At 71.2% G+C, this 18,011-nt stretch carries 15 protein-coding genes; 7 read left to right on the forward strand and 8 right to left on the reverse strand.

The annotated features are described in order from the left end of the window. Window positions 1-81 precede the first annotated feature (81 nt). From AC6H2I_RS15025 to AC6H2I_RS15035, 3 genes are all read left to right on the forward strand, one after another. Window positions 82-2,163 carry a TRAP transporter permease gene (locus AC6H2I_RS15025; RefSeq protein WP_497501468.1) on the forward strand — a complete coding sequence of 694 codons (2,082 nt, stop codon included), beginning with the start codon at window positions 82-84 and terminating at the stop codon, window positions 2,161-2,163. A gap of 154 nt (window positions 2,164-2,317) precedes the next feature. After that, complete coding sequence (locus AC6H2I_RS15030; protein ID WP_497501469.1) at window positions 2,318-4,033, forward strand: hypothetical protein; 1,716 nt, start codon at window positions 2,318-2,320, stop codon at window positions 4,031-4,033. Beyond that, window positions 4,030-4,254, forward strand: a complete 225-nt coding sequence (locus tag AC6H2I_RS15035) for a hypothetical protein (RefSeq protein WP_497501470.1) — start codon at window positions 4,030-4,032, stop codon at window positions 4,252-4,254. Before AC6H2I_RS15030 ends, AC6H2I_RS15035 begins: the two co-directional genes overlap by 4 nt. Window positions 4,255-4,461: 207 nt before the next feature. Here the strand turns inward: AC6H2I_RS15035 and rplS are convergent, their stop codons facing one another. The 8 genes from rplS to AC6H2I_RS15075 form a co-directional block, all read right to left on the reverse strand. Next, on the reverse strand, window positions 4,462-4,857 hold the full coding sequence (rplS, locus tag AC6H2I_RS15040) for a 50S ribosomal protein L19 (RefSeq protein WP_497501471.1): 396 nt from the start codon (window positions 4,855-4,857) through the stop codon (window positions 4,462-4,464). Window positions 4,858-4,898: 41 nt separating this feature from the next. After that, window positions 4,899-5,702 carry a tRNA (guanosine(37)-N1)-methyltransferase TrmD gene (trmD, locus tag AC6H2I_RS15045; protein WP_497501472.1) on the reverse strand — a complete coding sequence of 268 codons (804 nt, stop codon included), beginning with the start codon at window positions 5,700-5,702 and terminating at the stop codon, window positions 4,899-4,901. Continuing rightward, entirely contained in the window at window positions 5,699-6,265 is a 567-nt protein-coding gene (rimM, locus tag AC6H2I_RS15050; RefSeq protein WP_497501473.1) for a ribosome maturation factor RimM, read from the reverse strand. Before rimM ends, trmD begins: the two co-directional genes overlap by 4 nt. A gap of 24 nt (window positions 6,266-6,289) precedes the next feature. After that, window positions 6,290-6,643 (reverse strand): 30S ribosomal protein S16, encoded by a 354-nt coding sequence (gene rpsP / locus AC6H2I_RS15055; protein WP_497501474.1) that lies wholly within the window; start codon window positions 6,641-6,643, stop codon window positions 6,290-6,292. Between the two features lie 43 nt (window positions 6,644-6,686). After that, window positions 6,687-7,064 carry a VOC family protein gene (locus AC6H2I_RS15060; protein WP_497501475.1) on the reverse strand — a complete coding sequence of 126 codons (378 nt, stop codon included), beginning with the start codon at window positions 7,062-7,064 and terminating at the stop codon, window positions 6,687-6,689. Continuing rightward, window positions 7,061-8,437, reverse strand: a complete 1,377-nt coding sequence (ffh, locus tag AC6H2I_RS15065) for a signal recognition particle protein (RefSeq protein ID WP_497501476.1) — start codon at window positions 8,435-8,437, stop codon at window positions 7,061-7,063. The genes AC6H2I_RS15060 and ffh overlap by 4 nt, the downstream gene beginning before the upstream one ends. A gap of 207 nt (window positions 8,438-8,644) precedes the next feature. Next, entirely contained in the window at window positions 8,645-9,343 is a 699-nt protein-coding gene (locus tag AC6H2I_RS15070) for a response regulator (protein ID WP_497501477.1), read from the reverse strand. Window positions 9,344-9,380: 37 nt separating this feature from the next. Continuing rightward, the gene (locus AC6H2I_RS15075) at window positions 9,381-12,944 is read right to left on the reverse strand and encodes an ATP-binding protein (RefSeq protein WP_497501478.1); all 3,564 of its coding nucleotides are present in this window, start codon (window positions 12,942-12,944) and stop codon (window positions 9,381-9,383) included. 89 nt (window positions 12,945-13,033) lie between these two features. Here AC6H2I_RS15075 and AC6H2I_RS15080 point away from each other — a divergent pair, with 89 nt between their 5' ends. The 4 genes from AC6H2I_RS15080 to AC6H2I_RS15095 all read left to right on the forward strand — a co-directional run. Continuing rightward, on the forward strand, window positions 13,034-14,167 hold the full coding sequence (locus tag AC6H2I_RS15080; RefSeq protein ID WP_497501480.1) for a transporter substrate-binding domain-containing protein: 1,134 nt from the start codon (window positions 13,034-13,036) through the stop codon (window positions 14,165-14,167). Window positions 14,168-14,243: 76 nt separating this feature from the next. Next, entirely contained in the window at window positions 14,244-15,560 is a 1,317-nt protein-coding gene (locus tag AC6H2I_RS15085; protein ID WP_497501481.1) for a hypothetical protein, read from the forward strand. A 298-nt stretch (window positions 15,561-15,858) separates the two neighbouring features. Continuing rightward, window positions 15,859-16,881 (forward strand): amino acid ABC transporter substrate-binding protein, encoded by a 1,023-nt coding sequence (locus AC6H2I_RS15090; protein ID WP_497501482.1) that lies wholly within the window; start codon window positions 15,859-15,861, stop codon window positions 16,879-16,881. Between the two features lie 109 nt (window positions 16,882-16,990). Beyond that, a partial coding sequence (locus AC6H2I_RS15095) for an amino acid ABC transporter permease (protein ID WP_497501483.1) occupies window positions 16,991-18,011 on the forward strand: 1,021 nt, incomplete at its 3' end.

An 18,011-nucleotide genomic window follows, 5' to 3' on the forward strand; every position in this document is an offset into this window, starting at 1 on the left:
CCGTTCCCCCTTGCCTCCCCCCGTCGCGGGGGCGGCAAGGGGCCGCGGCACACCCCAGCCCCTGTCCCCGGAGTTTGCGTCATGAGCACGTCCGACACGCGGCGCGTCGTCGACCGCGAGAACCCGGCCACGGCCGCGTTCGACCTGCCACCGGCGACCCGGCGCGTCCTGTTCGCCGTCGCCGTCGCCTTCGCCCTGTTCCAGCTGTGGACCGCCACCTTCGCGCCGCTGTCCAGCGCGGTGGTGCGCGCCGTCCATGTCGGCTTCCTGCTGGCCCTCACCTTCCTGCTGTTCGGCGGCGGGCGCGGCCACGAGCGCACCGCCGTGCCGTGGCACGACTGGGCGCTGGCGACGCTGGGCTTCGGCCTCAGCCTCTACCACCTGGTGTTCGAGCACGACCTGCTGCTGCGCGCCGGCGACCCCAGCGCCCTCGACCTGGTGGTCGGCACCGTCACCATCGCCCTGGTGTTCGAGGCGGCGCGGCGCATCCTCGGCCCGGCGCTGCCGATCATCTGTGGCGTCTTCCTGCCCTACGCCTATTTCGGGCCCTGGCTGCCCGACGTGGTGGCGCACCGCGGCTACGGGCTGGACCAGATCGTCGAGCAGCTCGCCTTCGGCACCGAGGGCATCTACGGCACGCCGATCTACGTGTCGGCCACCTTCATCTTCCTGTTCATCCTGTTCGGCGCCTTCCTGGAGCGCGCCGGCATGATCAAGCTGTTCAACGACGTGGCGCTCGGCCTGTTCGGCCACGCCAAGGGTGGGCCGGCCAAGGTGGCGGTGGTGTCATCGGGCTTCATGGGGACCATCAACGGCTCGGGCGTCGCCAACGTGCTGACCACCGGCCAGTTCACCATCCCGCTGATGACCCGCTTCGGCTACCGCCCGGCCTTCGCCGGGGCGGTGGAGGCGACGTCGAGCATGGGCGGCCAGCTCATGCCGCCGGTGATGGGGGCGGCCGCCTTCATCATGGCCGAGACCATCGGCGTGCCCTACCACGAGGTGGCGCTGGCGGCCCTGCTGCCGGCCATGCTCTATTTCGGCGCGGCCTTCTGGATGGTCCATCTGGAAGCCGGGCGCTACGGCCTGAACGGGGTGCCCCGGGGCGAGTGCCCCAGCGCGCTGGCCGCCATCCGCAGCCAGTGGCACCTGATCTTCCCGCTGGTGGTGCTGGTGGCGCTGCTGTTCTCCGGATTCACGCCGATGTTCGCCGGCGTCATCGGCATCGCCTGCACCATCGTCCTGATCCTCGGCACCGGCACCGCCGGATTGCTGCCGGCGGCCGGGCTGCGGGTGGCGTTCTGGGTGGCCCTGGGGCTGGTGGCGGCCGGGCTGTGGCGCCTCGGCCTGCGGGTCGAGCATCTGGCGGTCGCCATGGTCGGCCTGCTGGTGCTGCCCAGCCTCGCCACCCGGGGCGGGCGGGCGACCCTGGAGCTGCTGCTGAAAAGCCTGGCCGACGGGGCGCGCAACGCGGTGGGCGTCGGCATCGCCTGCGCCCTGGTCGGCGTGCTGATCGGCGTCCTCACCCTGACCGGCCTGGCCTCGGGCATCGCCGCGGGAATCGTCGCCATCTCCGGCGGCAGCCTGATCGTCGCCCTGGTGCTGACCATGGTGGCGTCGATCGTGCTGGGCACCGGCCTGCCGACCACCGCCAACTACATCATCACCTCGGCCATCGCCGCCCCGGCGCTGCTGGAGATGGGCGTGCCGCTGATCGTCAGCCACATGTTCGTCTTCTATTTCGGCATCATGGCCGACCTCACCCCGCCGGTGGCGCTGGCAGCACTGGCCGCGTCCTCGATCGCCCGGGCCGGGCATCTGGAGATCGGCTGGATCGCCACCCGCATCGCCATCGCCGGCTACGTCGTGCCCTACATGGCGGTCTATTCCCCGGCCCTGCTGCTGCAGACCGACGACCCGCTGGCGGTGGTCTACATCGTCGCCAAGGCGGCGGTCGGCATCCTGCTGTGGGGCGGCGCCTCGGTCGGCTATTTCCTGACCCGCCTGAGCTGGCCGGAACGCGCCGTCGCCACCGTCGCCGCGGCGCTGCTGGTGGTCGCCCTGCCGGTCACCGACGAGCTGGGCCTGGGCCTCGCCGCGGCCTTCGTGGGCTGGCAGTGGTGGCGCACCCGGCGCGTCGCGGCGCGGGCACCGGCGGTCTGAGCGGCGCGGTCCGAGAGGGGCGGCCGGAGCGCGACCGGCGCTCCGGCCCCCTCCCTTGCGAAACCCGGCGCCACACCGACCACCCACCGCGCACGCTGGCAACTCTCTTTAAACTTGCACCAAATCCTATCGTAGGATATGGACGCGATACTTGTTGGCAGCGCTCATCCCATTGACGGGTTTCGATGCCATTTCGCGCCTGTTTCGTCGGTGGAACGCCATGCCTCGCAGTCCGGACGAGTTGATTGGAGCCATAGAAGCCCTTGGTGACGCCGCCGGCACCGCTCTTGCGCTGTTCACGCGCGCGACGATACGGTCCACCGGCAACGACCTGGGCGAGTTCCTCGCCGCATTCTCGACCAAGACCAGCGGACAGGGCGTGCCGCCGGTCGACGACCGGCTGGCCACCGAGCTTCTCCGGGCCGTTGCCCGACAGGGCAGCGACGACGATCGACAGGCTCTGGACGCGGCCGTGGCCAAGGCCATGTTGCCCAACGCCATGGCGGGAACGCCCCTGGAACGCGCGAAATACGCGCTCATCGGGGTGCTCCTTCTTGCCAACGGCGGGTCGGTGTCGTTCGGAAGCGTGAGTGTCGATATCCCCGGCTTGGCGCCGGTCGTCGAACGGCTGGCCCCCGACGTCATCGACTGGGTCAAGCAGCGTCTGGGACGTCGCGACGCTCCGAACGGGGCGCCCCCTCCCCCTCCCGCACCCACCAATCCCATAGCCAGGCCCCCTGCGCCAGCGATCGTCAGCTCGAAAAGCGCCGGATTCTCCTTTCAGGACGCACGCGCCATGAAGGCCGACTTCGTGGCACGCTACCGGGCACGAACCCTCGACCTTCCGACCCTGTCGATCAAGAAGCGTGACCATCCGCACCGGGTCGAGCCGGGCGTCCACGGGGGCAACGTGCGCAGCGGCCACTATCTCTTGGGCGGCGGCGTTGCCTACGCCGCGACGGTGGGCGGCGAAGCGCGATTCACCTTGGCGGTGCGGGTGTTCTTCCCGGAGGACATCCCCGGCCGGCGCGGCGCGATCCTCGACTGCAAGCCTCTGAAAGACGCGATCTCCAGGGACTATCCGGCTCCCTCGATCGAATACGCGGGCAGGGTCGTGGCCCTTACCGCGACGCGTTTCTTCCGCGGTCCGCACGTCAACCTCCCCCTCGGCGCGTCCGTGCACCACCCGGGCGGACAATTCGGGTCGATCACATGCTTCGTGCGGACAAAGTGGTGTGAAGGCCACTGCCTGGTGTCGTCCGGCCACGTCATGACCGACTTCATGAGCATCCGCGAAGGGACGCTCCTCCAACGACCGTTGACGTCCCGCAGCGGCCAGATGGGTGACTTCGCGAGGCTGCTGTCTCCACCGGCCGCACCGGTCGGTACCCGCTCCGGCGCCCCGCTCTCCACCGACTGCGGGCTTGCAGAGCTGTTGCCGGAAGTGCGCCATGACCGCAACCTCGTGCCCGACCTCCGGGGCGTGCCCATCAGCGGTGCCGTGTCGATCCAGCCGGACATGCTCACCGGCGGGGAACTTCTGGTGAAGAAATACGGTTCAGGCAATGGCCTGCGCTATGGATTCGTGAGCTCTCTGGCGCAGGAGGTTTACTACGTCGGGGGCGACAACGATGATGTGTTCTGTCTCGACGACCAGATCGAGATCAAGACACAAAAGGAAGACCCGCCCTTTGCGATTGGCGGCTGCAGCGGAGCACCGATCCTGTTCGAGCGCGGGCCGCACATCAACGGGCTGGCGGCGCAGGTGGTGTGTGGAAATGCACGCGGTGGTACCAAGGGTTTGACGTTTGCCACCGACATCAATGCCGTGCTAGATTCTCTCAACGCCACAGTGGTGCCACACTTATGATCGTCGATTTCGACACGGCCAAACAGCGGCGACGAACGATCAAAGCCGCACTGGAGGACATTGTCCACCAGACGGTGAGCGTTGGCGTCACGCCGCGCCCGGACGGCCACGGATGGGCGATCAAAGCGAACATGGCGCGGCCGCCCGACCGGCCGATTCCCGACGAAATCGATGGGGTCCGGGTGGTCGTGGAGGTCACGGGGACTCTTCGCGCCTTGTAGAGTGTCCATTGCGCCGGGGCGCGGTGGACCCCGCACCGTCCCCGCCGTCTCCGATTCCCACCCTTGGGCCGGCCTCCCGTCGTGCGGGCCGCGCGGGACAGCCTCTCTCGCCACGGCCATCCGCCGCCCCGCCCCAAACGCCGATCGCCCGCCGGAGGCTGACCTCCGGCGGGCGACGGGAACGGCTCTTGCAGCAGGTGCTGGCGCTTACTCGGCGGCGGCGGCCGGCTTCTGCATGCCGCGGCCCGTCGTGCGCTCGGCGATGCGGGCCGACTTGCCGCGGCGGTCGCGCAGGTAGTAGAGCTTGGCGCGGCGGACGTCGCCCTTGCGCACCAGGTCGATCGAGTCGATGCGCGGGCTGTACAGCGGGAACACGCGCTCCACGCCCTCGCCGTAGCTGATCTTGCGGACCGTGAACGAGGAGTTCACGCCGGCGTTCTTGCGGGCGATGCACACGCCCTCGTAGGCCTGGACGCGCTCGCGCGTGCCCTCGACCACCTTCACGTTCACGCGGACCGTGTCACCGGGCGAGAACTCCGGAATGACCTTCTCGCCCAGGACCTTCTGGATCTGCTCCTGCTCGATCTGCTGCAACAGGTTCATGGCACTACCCCTTTCCAACCGGCGCGCCTCGCGGCGGACCGTCACTCCATCGTTTTCCGGCGGCCGCGCCGCGCGCGGCCGGTTGCTTCCTCGTCCACCCGGCGGCGCTCGGCGTAGCGGGTCCACAGGTCGGGCCGCCGGGCCCGCGTGATCCGCTCCGCCTGCTCCAGCCGCCAGGCGCGAACCTTCTCGTGGTGACCGGACAGCAAGACGTCCGGCACCGGCCGCTCGACACCCTGCCCGTCGGTCCACACCGCCGGCCGGGTGTAGTGGGGATACTCCAGCAATCCCCGCTCGAAACTCTCCTCGCCCGCCGTCTCCACGTTCCCCATGACGCCGGGCAGCAAGCGCACCACGGCGTCCATGAGGCAGAGCGCGGCGGGCTCGCCGCCGGACAGCACGAAATCGCCGAGGCTGACCTCCTCGACCCCGTGCGCCTCCAGCACCCGCTCGTCCACCCCCTCGTAGCGGCCGCACAGCAGCGTCACCACAGGGGTCGCCGCCAGCTCCCGGACCAGATCCTGGTCCAGCACCCGGCCGCGCGGCGACAGGTAGATGACCCGTCCCCGCCCCTCGGCTCCCGGCGCGCCGCAGAGCGCGGTGAGCGCCGCGTCGAGGACGTCGGGCCGCATCACCATGCCGGCGCCGCCGCCAAAGGGGGTCTCGTCGACGGAGCGGTGTTTATCGCGCGCGAAACCCCGGATGTCCACTGTTTCGAGCGTCCAGACCCCATTTTCCAGGGCCTTGCCGGCGAGGCTGTGGCCCAGCGATCCCGGAAACATCTCCGGGAACAGGGTCAGCACCCGCGCCGTCCAGACGCACGGCCCCATGGCACCGTGGTTCACCGCTCACCGCCCTCCTCGCCGTCCGCGACCTCCCCGTCCGCGACCTCCCCGTCCGGGGCGGCCTCGACAACCTCCGGCGGCTCCACCACCAAGCGGCCCCCGCGCACGTCCACCACCGGCACGCAGGCCCGGGTGAACGGCAGAAACTCGGTGCCGCCGGCCACGGTGCGCAGCTCCAGCACGTCGCCGCCACCGTGGTCGTACAGCGCCTTCACCGTCCCGAAGGGCGTGCCGTCGGCCCGCTCGGCCCGCAGGCCGATCAGGTCGGCGTGGTAGAACTCGTCCTCATCCTCCGGCGCGGGCAGGGCCGCCCGGTCGACGAAGAGGCGGACACCGGCCAGCCCCTGCGCCTGCTCCCGGGTCGCCACGCCGTCGACGGTGGCCAGCAGCAGCCCCTTGTTGGACCCGGCGAGCGCGACGGCGAAGCGCCGCGCCCCCGCCTCGTCCGACAGCGGGCCGTAGGCCGCGACGGCGTGCGGCTCCGCGGTGAAACTCTTCAGCTTCACCAGGCCCCGCACCCCGTGCGCGCCCACGAACTGGCCGACGCAGACCTTGGTGGACATGGTTGGAACCGATGCCTAGGCGGCTCAGCCCTCGGCGGCCGCGGCCGCGGCCGCCGCCTCCTTGGCGCGCTCCTGGGCCTTGGCCTTGGGGGCCGACTTCTTCGGGGTCTCGCGGAAGGGCCGCTTCTCGACCAGACCGGCGTTGGCGAGGAACAGCACGACGCGGTCGGTCGGCTGCGCGCCCATCGCCAGCCAGTGCTTGGCGCGCTCGGCGTCCAGGACGATGCGCTGCGGGTGCTCGCGCTCCAGCATCGGGTTGTAGGTGCCGATCTTCTCGATGAAGCGGCCGTCGCGCGGGCTGCGGGCATCGGCGATGACGATGGCGTAGAACGGACGCTTCTTCGCGCCACCGCGGGCGAGACGGATCTTCAGGGCCATGGGTCGAACTGCTTTCCTGTTTGAAGGTGGATGGTCGAACGGGTCAGGACGCCGTGTGGCACACGGCTTCGAGCTTGGTGCCGTCGGGGTCGAGGACGAACCCGGCGTAGTAATCGGGGTGGTAGAGGGGCCTGAGCCCCGGCGCCCCGTTGTCGGTGCCGCCATGGGCCAGCGCCGCCGCGTGGAAGGCGTCGACGGCGGCCCGGTCGCGGGCGCGGAAGGCGATGTGGAAGCCGGCGGTGGCGGTGGCCGCCCCGCCCGCCTCGATCTCGTTGATCCAGAAGTGCGGGTGGCCGTCGCCGTAACCGGCGCCGCGGCCGAACTCCATCACCCGGGTGTAGCCGACCGCCGCCAGGACCGCGTCGTAGAACACCATGGACCGGTCGAAGTCGGACACCGGCACCGAAAGGTGGTCGATCACGGGAAGCCTCCGCCACCGCGCAGGTTGCGGGGCAGCAGGCCGCCCAGGCCGTGGCGGGCCATGCCCTTCTTGCCCAGCTTCTGCATCTGCTTCATCATCGAGCGCATGTCGTCGTACTGCTTCAACAGCCGGTTGACCTCCTGCACCGTGGTGCCGGAGCCGGCCGCGATGCGCTTGCGCCGCGACGCCTTGATGATCTCGGGCGACTTGCGCTCCTTCTTCGTCATGGAGGAGATGATCGCCTCCTGACGCTTCAGCGCGGAGTCGTCGATCTTCTTGTCCTTGAGCTGGTCCTTGATCTTGCCGACACCGGGCAGCATCCCCATGAGACCGCTCATGCCGCCCATCTTGCGGATCTGGCGGAACTGGGAGGCCATGTCGTCCAGATCGAAGCCCTTGCCCTGCTCGATCTTGCGGGCGAGCTTCTCGGCCTCCTCCTGGTCGATGCTCTCGGCCGCCTTCTCCACCAGGCTGACCACGTCGCCCATGCCGAGGATGCGGCCGGCGACGCGGTCGGGGTGGAAGCTCTCCAGGGCGTCGAGCTTCTCGCCCACGCCCAGCAGCTTGATCGGCTTGCCGGTGACCTGGCGCATCGACAGGGCGGCACCGCCGCGGGCGTCGCCGTCGACTCGGGTCAGCACGATGCCGGTGATGCCGACCTTGTCGTTGAAGTTGGTGGCGACGGTCACCGCGTCCTGGCCGGTCATGGCGTCGGCGACCAGCAGCGTCTCCACCGGGCGGGTCGCGTCGCGCACCGCCGCCACCTCGGCCATCAGCTCCTCGTCGATGGAGAGCCGGCCGGCGGTGTCGAGCATGACGACGTCGTAGCCCTCCTTGCGTCCCGTCTCCAGGGCGCGCCGGGCGATCGTCACGGGGTCCTGGCCGGGCACGATCGGCAGCGTCGCCACGCCGGTCTGCTCGCCCAGCACCTTGAGCTGCTCCTGGGCGGCGGGACGGCGCACGTCGAGCGACGCCATCAGGACCTTCTTGCGCTCCTTGGTCTTGAGGCGCAGCGCGATCTTGGCCGTCGAGGTGGTCTTGCCCGAGCCCTGCAGGCCGACCATCAGCACCGGCACCGGCGGCACGGCGTTGAGGTTGATGGGCTCGGCCTGGCCCAGCATCTCGACCAGGTGGTCGTGGACGATCTTGATGACCTGCTGGCCCGGCGTGACCGAGCGCAGGACCTCCTGGCCGACCGCGCGCTCCTTGACCTGGGCGACGAAGGCCTTGACCACCGGCAGCGCGACGTCGGCCTCCAGCAGCGCGATGCGCACCTCGCGCAGCGCGGCGGAGACGTCCTCCTCGTTCAGCGAGCCGCGGCGGCGCAGCTTGTCGAAGATGTCGCCCAGGCGTCCGGTCAGGCCTTCGAACATGCGGGTCCTCGGGAAACGGGTCCGGCCCCGGCGGCCGCTCCGGCTCCGCGCCAAACGCCATCGCGCCAGTGCGCGAAACTCGCGGACTGGCGGCGCGCCATGAGGCACGGTGTCGAACAGGTCGACCGGGACTGAGGGCCGGACCATAGGCAGGCCGGCGGCCGGAGTCAACACAATCGCGCCGGACACACGCGCCGGCGCGGCGCCTCAGCCCGCCGGCGCCGTGGCGAACACGTAGCCGCTGCCGTGAACGGTGACGATGTGGCGCGGCTTGGCCGGGTCCTCCTCCAGGATGCGGCGCAGCCGCAGCACCAGCCGGTCGACCGAGCGGTCGAACGGGTCGACCCGGTGGTGGGTGAGGTCGAGCAGGGCGTCGCGGCTGAGAACCCGCCCGGGGTTGGTGACGAAGGCGGCCAGCAGGTCGAACTCGGCGGTGGTCAGCCGCGCCTCGCCACCGTCGGGGCGGGTCAGGCGCCGGGTGTCGAGGCGCAGCTCCCACCCGGCGAAGCGGTGGACGCTGGCCACCGGCGGCGGCGCCGTCTGGGCCATGCGGCGCAGCAGGCTGCGCGAGCGGGCGAGGATCTCGCGCGGCTCGAACGGCTTGGTGATGTAGTCGTCGGCGCCGAGTTCCAAGCCGATGATGCGGTCGACCCGGTCGGTGCGTCCGGTGATGAGGATGATGCCGACCTCCGAGGTCGCCCGCAGCTCGCGGGTCACCGTCAGCCCGTCCTTGCCGGGCAGGCGGATGTCCAGCAGCACCAGGTCGATGGCGTTGCGGGCGAGGATGCCGGACAGCCCGTCGGCGTCGCGCGCCGGCAGAACCGTGAACCCCTCCTGGCCGAAATAGGAGCCCAGCGTCTCACGGGTGACCGCGTCGTCGTCGACGATGGCGATGGTGTGAGGCATGCCGGTTCGCAACCCGCTGGCAGACAAGGGTTTGAGACTAGCCGGCCCCAACCGTTCCGGCAACCGCCTCGGCAGAAGCGGGGCTGGCGGCAGGGGTGGCGGCAGGGGTGGCGGCGGTGATCCCCGGATGGGCCGCGCACCAGGCCTGGAGCGCCGCCGTGCTGGCGTCCAGAAGGGCCGGGGCGGCGGCGATCAGGGGGGTGGCGGCGGCGCGGCGCCCCTCGACCAGCCGGTCCTCGACCCGGCGCATCGCCTCGACGAAGCGGGTCAGCCCGAAATGGCTGGCCGAGCCGGCTAGCAGATGGGCCGCCTCGGCCAGGCCGTCGTCGGCCCCGCCCGCCGCGGCCCCGGCGACGAGCCGGTCCATGCCCTCGCCCAGGGTCGCCAGCAGGGTCCGGCGGATCGCCGCGAACCGCGCCGGGCCGAGGGAGCGGGCGTAACGCTCCAGCGCGGCGGCGTCGAGCAGGTCCTCCTCGCCCGGGGCGTCCGGGACGGCCGCGTCCATGATGACCGGCGGCACCGCCTCGACCGCTGCGGCCGGCCCCGTCCCGAGCGCGGGGTCCGGCCGCTCCGGGGCGCGGCGCGCCGCCAGCACCCCCGACAGGGCCTGGATCATGCGGTCCGGGAACAGCGGCTTCTCGACGATGGCGTCGATCCCCGCCTCCAGATAGCGGGTGCGGGCCCCGACGAAGACGTTGGCGGTGACGGCGATGATCGGCACGGCGGCGCGGCGGCGGTCGGGCAACCGGCGGATGCGGCGTGCCACCTCGACGCCGTCGATGTCGGGCAGCCGCATGTCCAGGAGGATGGCGTCGAAGGTCCGGGTGGTGGCGAGCGCCACCGCCGCCTCGCCGGTGGCCGCCAGCACCGGCCGGTGGCCGGCGTCGCCGAGCAGGCCCAGCGCGATCTCCTGGTTGATCGGCGCGTCCTCCACCAGCAGCAGGCTGAGCGAGCGCTCCAGGGGCTGCAGCGCGGTGCCGCCGGCCGCCACCGAGCCCGGCTCCGCCGCCACCAGCGCCACCTCCACCGTGAAGGTGCTGCCCTGCCCGACCGTGCTGGCCACGGCGATGGTGCCGGCCATGGCGTCGGTCAGGTGGCGGACGATGGCCAGCCCCAGGCCGCTGCCGCCGAAGCGGCGGGCGATCGAGGCGTCGGCCTGCTCCAGCTTCTCGAAGATCGCCGACAGCCGGTCGGCGGGGATGCCGATCCCGGTGTCGCGCACGGTGAGGCGCAGCCGGTCGCCGCCGGCGCCCTCGCCGGTCGCGCGTTCCACGGCGATGTCGACGCCGCCGTGGTCGGTGAACTTCACGGCGTTGCCCACCAGGTTGATGAGGATCTGGCGCAGCCGCTGCTCGTCGATGACGATGGCCGCGGGCACCGCGGCGGCGATGGCCAGACGGAGCGCGATGCCCTTCTCGTCGGCCAGGCTCTCCACCGTCACCAGCACGTCGTCCAGGAGCGGGCGCAGCAGGCAGGGCGCGGGGTCGAGCTCCAGCTTGCCGTCCTCGATCTTGCGCAGGTCGAGGATGTCGTTGACGTGGTCGAGCAGGGTCATGCCGCAGCGCATGATGGAATGGGCGTGGCGCTGGTCGGCCGGCGGCAGGCTGCCGGTGACCAGCAGCCGGGCCAGGCCGAGGATGCCGTTCAGCGGCGTGCGCATCTCGTGGCTGACGGTGGCCAGGAACTCGGTCTTGGCGGCGTCCGCGCGCTCGGCCCGCTCCTTGGCCAGGCGCAGCTCCTCGCGGGCGTGGTGGGAGGCGGTGACGTCGTTGGCGATGCAGATGACGTGGTGGCGGGTGTCGCCGGACCAGGTGAAGGGATGGCGGCGGATGGCGAAGGTGCGGTCGGCGCCGTCGGTGTCCAGCACCACCTCCTCCTGCTCCGGCAGGTCGCCGCCGGGCCGCCACAGCCGCCCGCCGACGTCGTCGCCGAGCGCGTCGCACAGGCGCCGCCCGTCGATGCGGGCGCGGTCGGTGCCGAAGGCCCGCTCGGCCGCGTGGTTCCACAGCACCACCCGCCCGCTGCCGCCGTCGAGCACGAACAGCACGCTGGGCACGTTGTCGATCACCGCGTCCATGAAGGCCTGGGTGCGCATCAGCAGCCCTTCGGCCTCGCGCCGCCGGGTGATGTCGACCACCGAGATCAGCAGCACGTCCTCGCCCTGGAACTGGAAGGCCAGGCCCGACAGCAGCCCCCAGACGGCGTGGCCCTGCCCGTCGACCAGTTCGGCCTCGAAGTCGCTGGCCTGCTGGCGCTCGCGCAGCGTGTCGACGAAGGCGTCGTGGGCGGCGCCGTCGGTCCACACCGCGCGCACCGGCCGGCCGACCAGGCCGTCGGTGGCGGCGGCGCCGAACAGGGCGACGGCGCGGCGGTTGACGAAGCGGATCTGCCCGTCGTCGCGCCCGGCGATCACCAGGGGCACCGGCGTCGCCTCCAGCACCGCACGCAGCCACCGCTCGTTGCGGCGCAACGCCTCGCCCTTCACCTCCGTCTCGTGGATGTAGAAGCGCAGCGCCCGCGCCAGCTCGGCGATCTCGTCGCTGCCGTCGGCGGGGATCTCGGCGTCGCCGTCGACCGCCTTGGCGCGCAGCGCCTGGCGCACGTTCCACAGACGCGCGACGACGCTGCGCTGGATGTACAGGAAGGTCAGCAGCCCGCCCACCAGCACGATCCCGGCCGACGCCGAGAACACCCGCGTGTACATCACCGAGGCGCCGATGATGTCCTGGCGGTAGCGTTCCGCGGCCGCGGTCTTCTCCACGAAGATCGCGGTGTTGAGGCCGGTGTTGGTCAGCGAGACCTGGTTGGCCCGGTCGACCATGCCGCCGAGGCTCTCCTCGGCGTCGAGCTGCACCTGGCGGTGGCTGTAGATCGCCCCCGCGCCCAGCGCGATCGGCTGGAGCGCGGCCAGCAGCGGGTCGAGGCGCACCCGCTGCGCCGCGTCGAGGCCGGCGGCCAGGGCGGTGAGGCCGGCCATCTCGGCCTCCGCCTCCGCCGCCAGCCGGCTGAGCGCGTGGGTGTTCTCGACCCGGTAGGAGGAGATCAGCAGATAGAGCACCCGCTGCGCCGCGGTGCGCCAGCGCTGCACCGTCGGGTCCGGCGACTGGGGCACCGCCAGGGCGGCCAGGCGCTCCTCGATGCGCTGGAGGGCCAGACTGCTCTCGCGCACGGCGTTGCCGGCGGCGATCCGCCGCTCGACCAGCCGGTCGATGGTCTGGCGGATGCGCACGATCTCGTCGCGCATCTCCTGCAGGGTGCGGGTCTGCACCGCCAGCCGGCCGTCCTGCTGGGAGAAGTCGGCGAGCATGAGGTCGTAGCCGTTCTGCAGGTCCGACAGGCTCTGGTTGATGGTCGAGCGCGTCAGGTTGTCCTTGGCCAGGGCGAGCTGCTCCAGGGCGCGCATGATGCGCTGGTGCTGGCGCTCCAGTTTGGCGGAGGCGACGACGGCCGGAAAATGGCGCGAGGTCACGTCGGAAATCCCGCGGTGCAGGTCGCCCAGCACGATGTAGGCGCCCAGCCCGATCACCAGGGCCACCAGCCCGTTGAGGGCGAGCGCACCGAACACCCGGCCGGCGACGCCTGTGCGGAACACGCTGGACACGTCTGCCACCCCCGCGGCCGGTGAAACCCTTTGCATGATGCGCCGCCAACCGTAGCATACGGCCCCCGCCCCACCGCGAGTGATCTCTGATGCCGTTCGCCGCCCGCCCGCGCGCCGCCCTTCCCGCCCCCGGTCCGGCGGTCCCCGGTCCGGCGGTCCCCGGTCCGGCGGCCCCTTGGGCGGCGGCCCCTTGGGCGGCCGCCCTGCTGGCGGCGGCCCTCCTGGCGGCAGCCGTCGGCGGTGCGGCGGCGGCGGAGCCGGCCGTCCCGTCCCCGGTGATCCGCGACATCCAGGCCCGCGGCGTGGTGCGCTGCGGGGTCGTCATCGCGCCGGGCTTCGCCGCCCACGATGCGACCGGCCGCCCCGTCGGCTTCATGGTCGATCTGTGCCGGGCGCTGGCCGCCGCGGTGCTGGGCGACGCCGACGCCATCGACCTGCGCCGCTCGTCCAAGCCGCTGGAGTACGTGGCGCTGGAGAACGGCGAGGTCGACGTCTCGTTCGCCCAGACCTCGTGGACCCTGGAGCGCGACACGGCGCTGCCGCTGGACTTCGGGCCGGTCGTGTTCCACGACGGCCAGGGGTTCGCGGCGTGGCGCGGGCGCGACGGCCGGCCCGCCTTCGCCATGCGGCGCGCCAGCGTGTGCGTCACCCAGGAGAGCACCGCCGAGAGCAACCTGCGCGATCACATGGCGGACACCGGCAAGGAATGGACGGTGCGCCCCTACAAGAGCCTGGACGACGCGCTGCAGGCCTTCCTGGGCCGCGAATGCACCGTGCTGTCGGCCGACCGCGGCCTGCTGACCACCCTGCTCCAGGCCCTGCACGAGCCCATCGACGACCTGGTGGTGTCGCCCGACACCATCTCGCGCGAGCCCATCGCGCCGCTGGTGTCCAGCCGCGACCGCGTCTGGCTGACGGTGGTGCGCTGGACCATGCACGCCCTGGTTCTGGCGGAGGAGAAGGCGGTGGAGCAGCAGAACGCCGCCCGCCTGCGCGAGGAGTCGGGCGACAGCGAGGTGCGCCGCCTGCTCAACGGCATCCCCGCCGCCACCGAGCGGCTGGGGCTGAGCGCGGACTGGGGCTACCAGGTGATCCGCCAGGTCGGAAACTACGGCGAGATCTACGAGCGCAACCTCGGCGCCCGCTCGCCCTTCGCCATGCCGCGCGGGCCGAACCGGCTGTGGCGCCAGGGCGGTGTCCTCTACGCCCTGCCGTTCCAGTGAGGATGTTGCCGGGGCACGATTGCGTGTGTGAGGTGGGGTGGCCGTTGAGACATTCCACCCACAGGGAGTCGCCCCCATGTTCGGAATCCGCGCCCCGTCGCTGCAGCAGATGCGGCTCAACACCGAAGACCTGAGCCAGGCACTGGACGAAGCCCGCAGCGACACGCTCCAGCAGCAGGACACCGACCTGCAGGTCATGCAAAAGCTGAGCTCGACCGCCGAGCACGTCGACTCTGATCTGGCCTGGGCGGACGAGCAGATCACCAACGATCCCCACCTGACGCGCGATCCGGCCATGGCGGCGTTCCGCGACGGTGCCCTGACGAACGCGCGCAACGTGCACCAGTCGCTCAGCTTGCTCGCCGACATCCTGACCAAGGAGCAGGAGATGGGGGAGCTGATCGCGCTGTCGCGCGACCGCATCGCCGAATGCCAGGCGCTGCTGCGCGACGACCGCACGCCCACGACGCATCAGGCCAGCCGCATCCATCAGGCCCTGGACGAGGTGGCCGGCATCAGCGGCCAGCTCGCCGACGGCAACGCGGCGCTTGTCGTCGCGCACAAGGAGGTCGCGTCCCTGGTGCGAGGCATCGACATCCGCCCGCGTCCCGATCTGATGGGACCGGTGGTCGGGGATCAGGACGGCCAGCTCGTCATCGACGACCGCAAGGACCTGGTCAGCGGCGAGCCCGGCTTCGTCCTGCCCGGCCTCGTGCCCAACGCAAACCTGCTGAACATGGGCCTGGGCGGCGCGCCGCCCCTCGACGCGGTGGCCGGGCGCGCCCTGACCGGCCTGGCGCCGGGCAGCGAGGTGGTCGGCGCCAAACGCAGCGATGACGACAAGGTCAACTCCGTGGTCAGCGTCAACGTGCTGCGCGTGCCGGCGGACATCGCCAACGACGACGAAAGGCTGTCGGCGTTCGTCGACCACCTGATGACCAACCGGGCGCGGGGGCCGCTTTCGGTCGCCCTGGAGAACCGCGGCGACGGCGAGATGTTCGTCCAGAACCTGAACCAGAACCAGAACCTCGGGACCCTCACGGCGCGCCTCTACGGCACGGCGATCTACGTCATCGATCCCGCCACCCTGACCGAAGACGACCGCAAGGCGATCTCGTCGGTCAACCAGGGGCCGGGCGGCGCCAACACCGAGATCGGCATCGGCCACCGCATCGGGGCACCCAGCATCGCCGCCGTCATCGTGTCCGGGCACTCCACCGGCCACGCCGGCGACCTGCCGACGGTGGCCGTCGGCGACACCCAGTCGACGGTGCACTACAACCGCGGCAACCGGGACCTGCAACTGGCCCACCCCGACTACGCCAGCGGGATCAAGGCGGTGTTGCAGGCCAATCCCGACAAGACGCTGCTGTTCCACATCAGCCGGTTCTGAGCCGGGGGTCCCGGCCGGGGCGCAGAATGTGAATGGAATGTCCAAGGGCCGGCGCCGCATTGCGCCGGCCCTTTCCTTTTGTTTCAAGGGCATGGGTCGAAACCCGCGGTCGCCCGTGGCCCCTTTGGAACATCCGTTCACACAATTCCGCGCCCTGTTCACCTCGGGCGCGCATTGCATTCACCTCGCCCGCGAATGATCCATGCCCAGGACACCGCCACACGGGGCGGCCGGACCCGGCCGTACCGCGGGCGCGACGACAAACAAGCCGTCCGAACCGAACAAGGAGATCACTCTCGTGAAGACCACGCTCTCCGCCGCCGTTCTCGCCGCCGCGGTCGCGGCGCTCCCCGGGATCGCCCACGCCGGCGCCACCTTGGACTCCATCAAGGAGAAGGGGTTCGTCCAGTGCGGCGTCAACACCGGCCTGTCCGGCTTCGGCAACCCCGACAGCGCCGGCAAGTGGACCGGCCTCGACGTCGACTACTGCCGCGCCGTGGCGGTGGCCCTGTTCGGCGACGCGGAGAAGGTGAAGTTCACCCCGCTGTCGGCGCAGCAGCGCTTCCCCGCCCTGCAGTCGGGCGAGGTCGACATGCTGTCGCGCAACACCACCTGGACGCTGACCCGCGACACCTCGGTCGGCCTTAACTTCGCCCCCGTCACCTACTATGACGGCCAGGGCTTCATGGTGCCGAAGTCGCTGGGCGTCACCAGCGCCAAGGAGCTGAACGGCGCCACCGTCTGCGTGCAGTCCGGCACGACCACCGAGCTCAACCTGGCGGACTACTTCCGCGCCACCGGCATGCAGTACAACCCGGTCGTCATCGAGTCGCAGGACGAGGTGACCGCCGCCTACTTCGCCGGCCGCTGCGACGTCTTCACCACCGACGCCTCGGGCCTGGCCGGCACGCGCGCCTCGGTGGCACCCAACCCCGACGACCACCTGATCCTGCCGGAGATCATCTCCAAGGAGCCGCTGGCCCCGGCGGTGCGCCACGGCGACGACCAGTGGTACGACATCGTGAAGTGGACGGTCTACGCCACCATCCAGGCCGAGGAGAAGGGCATCTCCTCGCAGAACATCGACGAGTTCGCGTCGAGCAAGGATCCGGACGTGCAGCGCCTGCTCGGCAACTCGCCGGGCATGGGTGCGGCGCTGGGCCTCGACGAGAAGTGGGCCTACAACGTGATCAAGACCATCGGCAACTACGGCGAGATCTTCGACCGCAACGTCGGCCCGAAGACCCCGCTGAAGCTGGACCGCGGCCTCAACGCGCTGTGGACCAACGGCGGCCTGATGTACGCCATGCCGTTCCGGTGATCGGCCGGTCCTGACGGGAGGGCGGCCCCCGCCCCGGCCGGCGGGGGCCGCCCTCCCACCCCACCCCTCCCCACCGACAGCACGACACCGACAGAACCCGGAGGCGCTTTTGGTCAGTGACACGAACGGCGGCGCGCCGGCGGCCAGCCGGCTCTCCCTCAACGACCCGACGGTGCGCGCGATCGCCTTTCAGGTCCTCACCATCGGCGCCGTGGTGCTGCTGGGCTGGTATCTCGTCGCCAACACCCTGGAGAACCTGGCACGCCAGTCGATCGCCACCGGCTTCGACTTCCTGGAGCGCGAGGCGTCCTTCGGCATCGGCGAGAGCCTGATCGACTACCACCCGCGCGACAGCTATGGCTACGCCTTCATCGTCGGCCTGCTGAACACGCTCAAGGTGGCGGTGATCGGCATCGTCCTGGCCACCATCATCGGCACGGTGGTCGGGATCGCCCGGCTCTCCAGCAACTGGCTGGTGGCCAAGCTGGCCTCGGTCTACGTCGAGATCGTCCGCAACATCCCGCCGCTGCTGCAGCTCTTCTTCTGGTACGCGCTGGTGACCGAGAGCATGCCGCCGGTGCGCGAGGCCCTGAACCCGCTGCCCGGGGTCTTCGTGACCCAGCGCGGCGTGTGGTTCCCGGTGCCGGCCGCCGATCCGGTCTGGCCGTGGGTCGGCGCCGCCCTGCTGGCCGGCGTGGCGGCGGCCGTGGTGATGCGGCGCTGGGCGGCGGCGCGCCAGGCGCGCACCGGCCAGCCCTTCCCCCGGGGCTGGGCCACCCTCGGCCTGGTGCTGGGCCTGCCGGCCCTGGCCTTCCTCGCCGGCGGCGCCCCCACCGGCCTGGACATGCCCACCCTGGCCGGCTTCAACTTCCGCGGCGGGCTGGCGATCTCGCCGGAGTTCTTCGCCATCCTGACGGGCCTGGTCATCTACACCGCCGGCTTCATCGCCGAGGTCGTGCGCAACGGCATCCTCGCCGTCAACTGGGGCCAGACCGAGGCGGCGCGCGCGCTCGGCCTGCCCGGCGGCCAGGTGCTGCGCCTGGTGGTGCTGCCCCAGGCGCTGCGGGTGATCGTGCCGCCGCTGACCAGCCAGTACCTGAACCTGACCAAGAACAGCTCGCTGGCGCTGG

The organism is Azospirillum sp. NS33 (assembly GCF_059703765.1).

Excerpts from the sequence above, each read along its gene's own strand:
- rplS (WP_497501471.1), bottom strand. The coding sequence starts at position 4,857 with ATGAACCTGTTGCAGCAGATCGAGCAGGAGCAGATCCAGAAGGTCCTG.
- rpsP (WP_497501474.1), bottom strand. The coding sequence starts at position 6,643 with ATGGCCCTGAAGATCCGTCTCGCCCGCGGTGGCGCGAAGAAGCGTCCG.
- AC6H2I_RS15025 (WP_497501468.1), top strand. The coding sequence starts at position 82 with ATGAGCACGTCCGACACGCGGCGCGTCGTCGACCGCGAGAACCCGGCC.
- AC6H2I_RS15080 (WP_497501480.1), top strand. The coding sequence starts at position 13,034 with ATGCCGTTCGCCGCCCGCCCGCGCGCCGCCCTTCCCGCCCCCGGTCCG.
- ffh (WP_497501476.1), bottom strand. The coding sequence starts at position 8,437 with ATGTTCGAAGGCCTGACCGGACGCCTGGGCGACATCTTCGACAAGCTG.
- AC6H2I_RS15070 (WP_497501477.1), bottom strand. The coding sequence starts at position 9,343 with ATGCCTCACACCATCGCCATCGTCGACGACGACGCGGTCACCCGTGAG.
- rimM (WP_497501473.1), bottom strand. The coding sequence starts at position 6,265 with ATGTCCACCAAGGTCTGCGTCGGCCAGTTCGTGGGCGCGCACGGGGTG.
- AC6H2I_RS15085 (WP_497501481.1), top strand. The coding sequence starts at position 14,244 with ATGTTCGGAATCCGCGCCCCGTCGCTGCAGCAGATGCGGCTCAACACC.
- AC6H2I_RS15035 (WP_497501470.1), top strand. The coding sequence starts at position 4,030 with ATGATCGTCGATTTCGACACGGCCAAACAGCGGCGACGAACGATCAAA.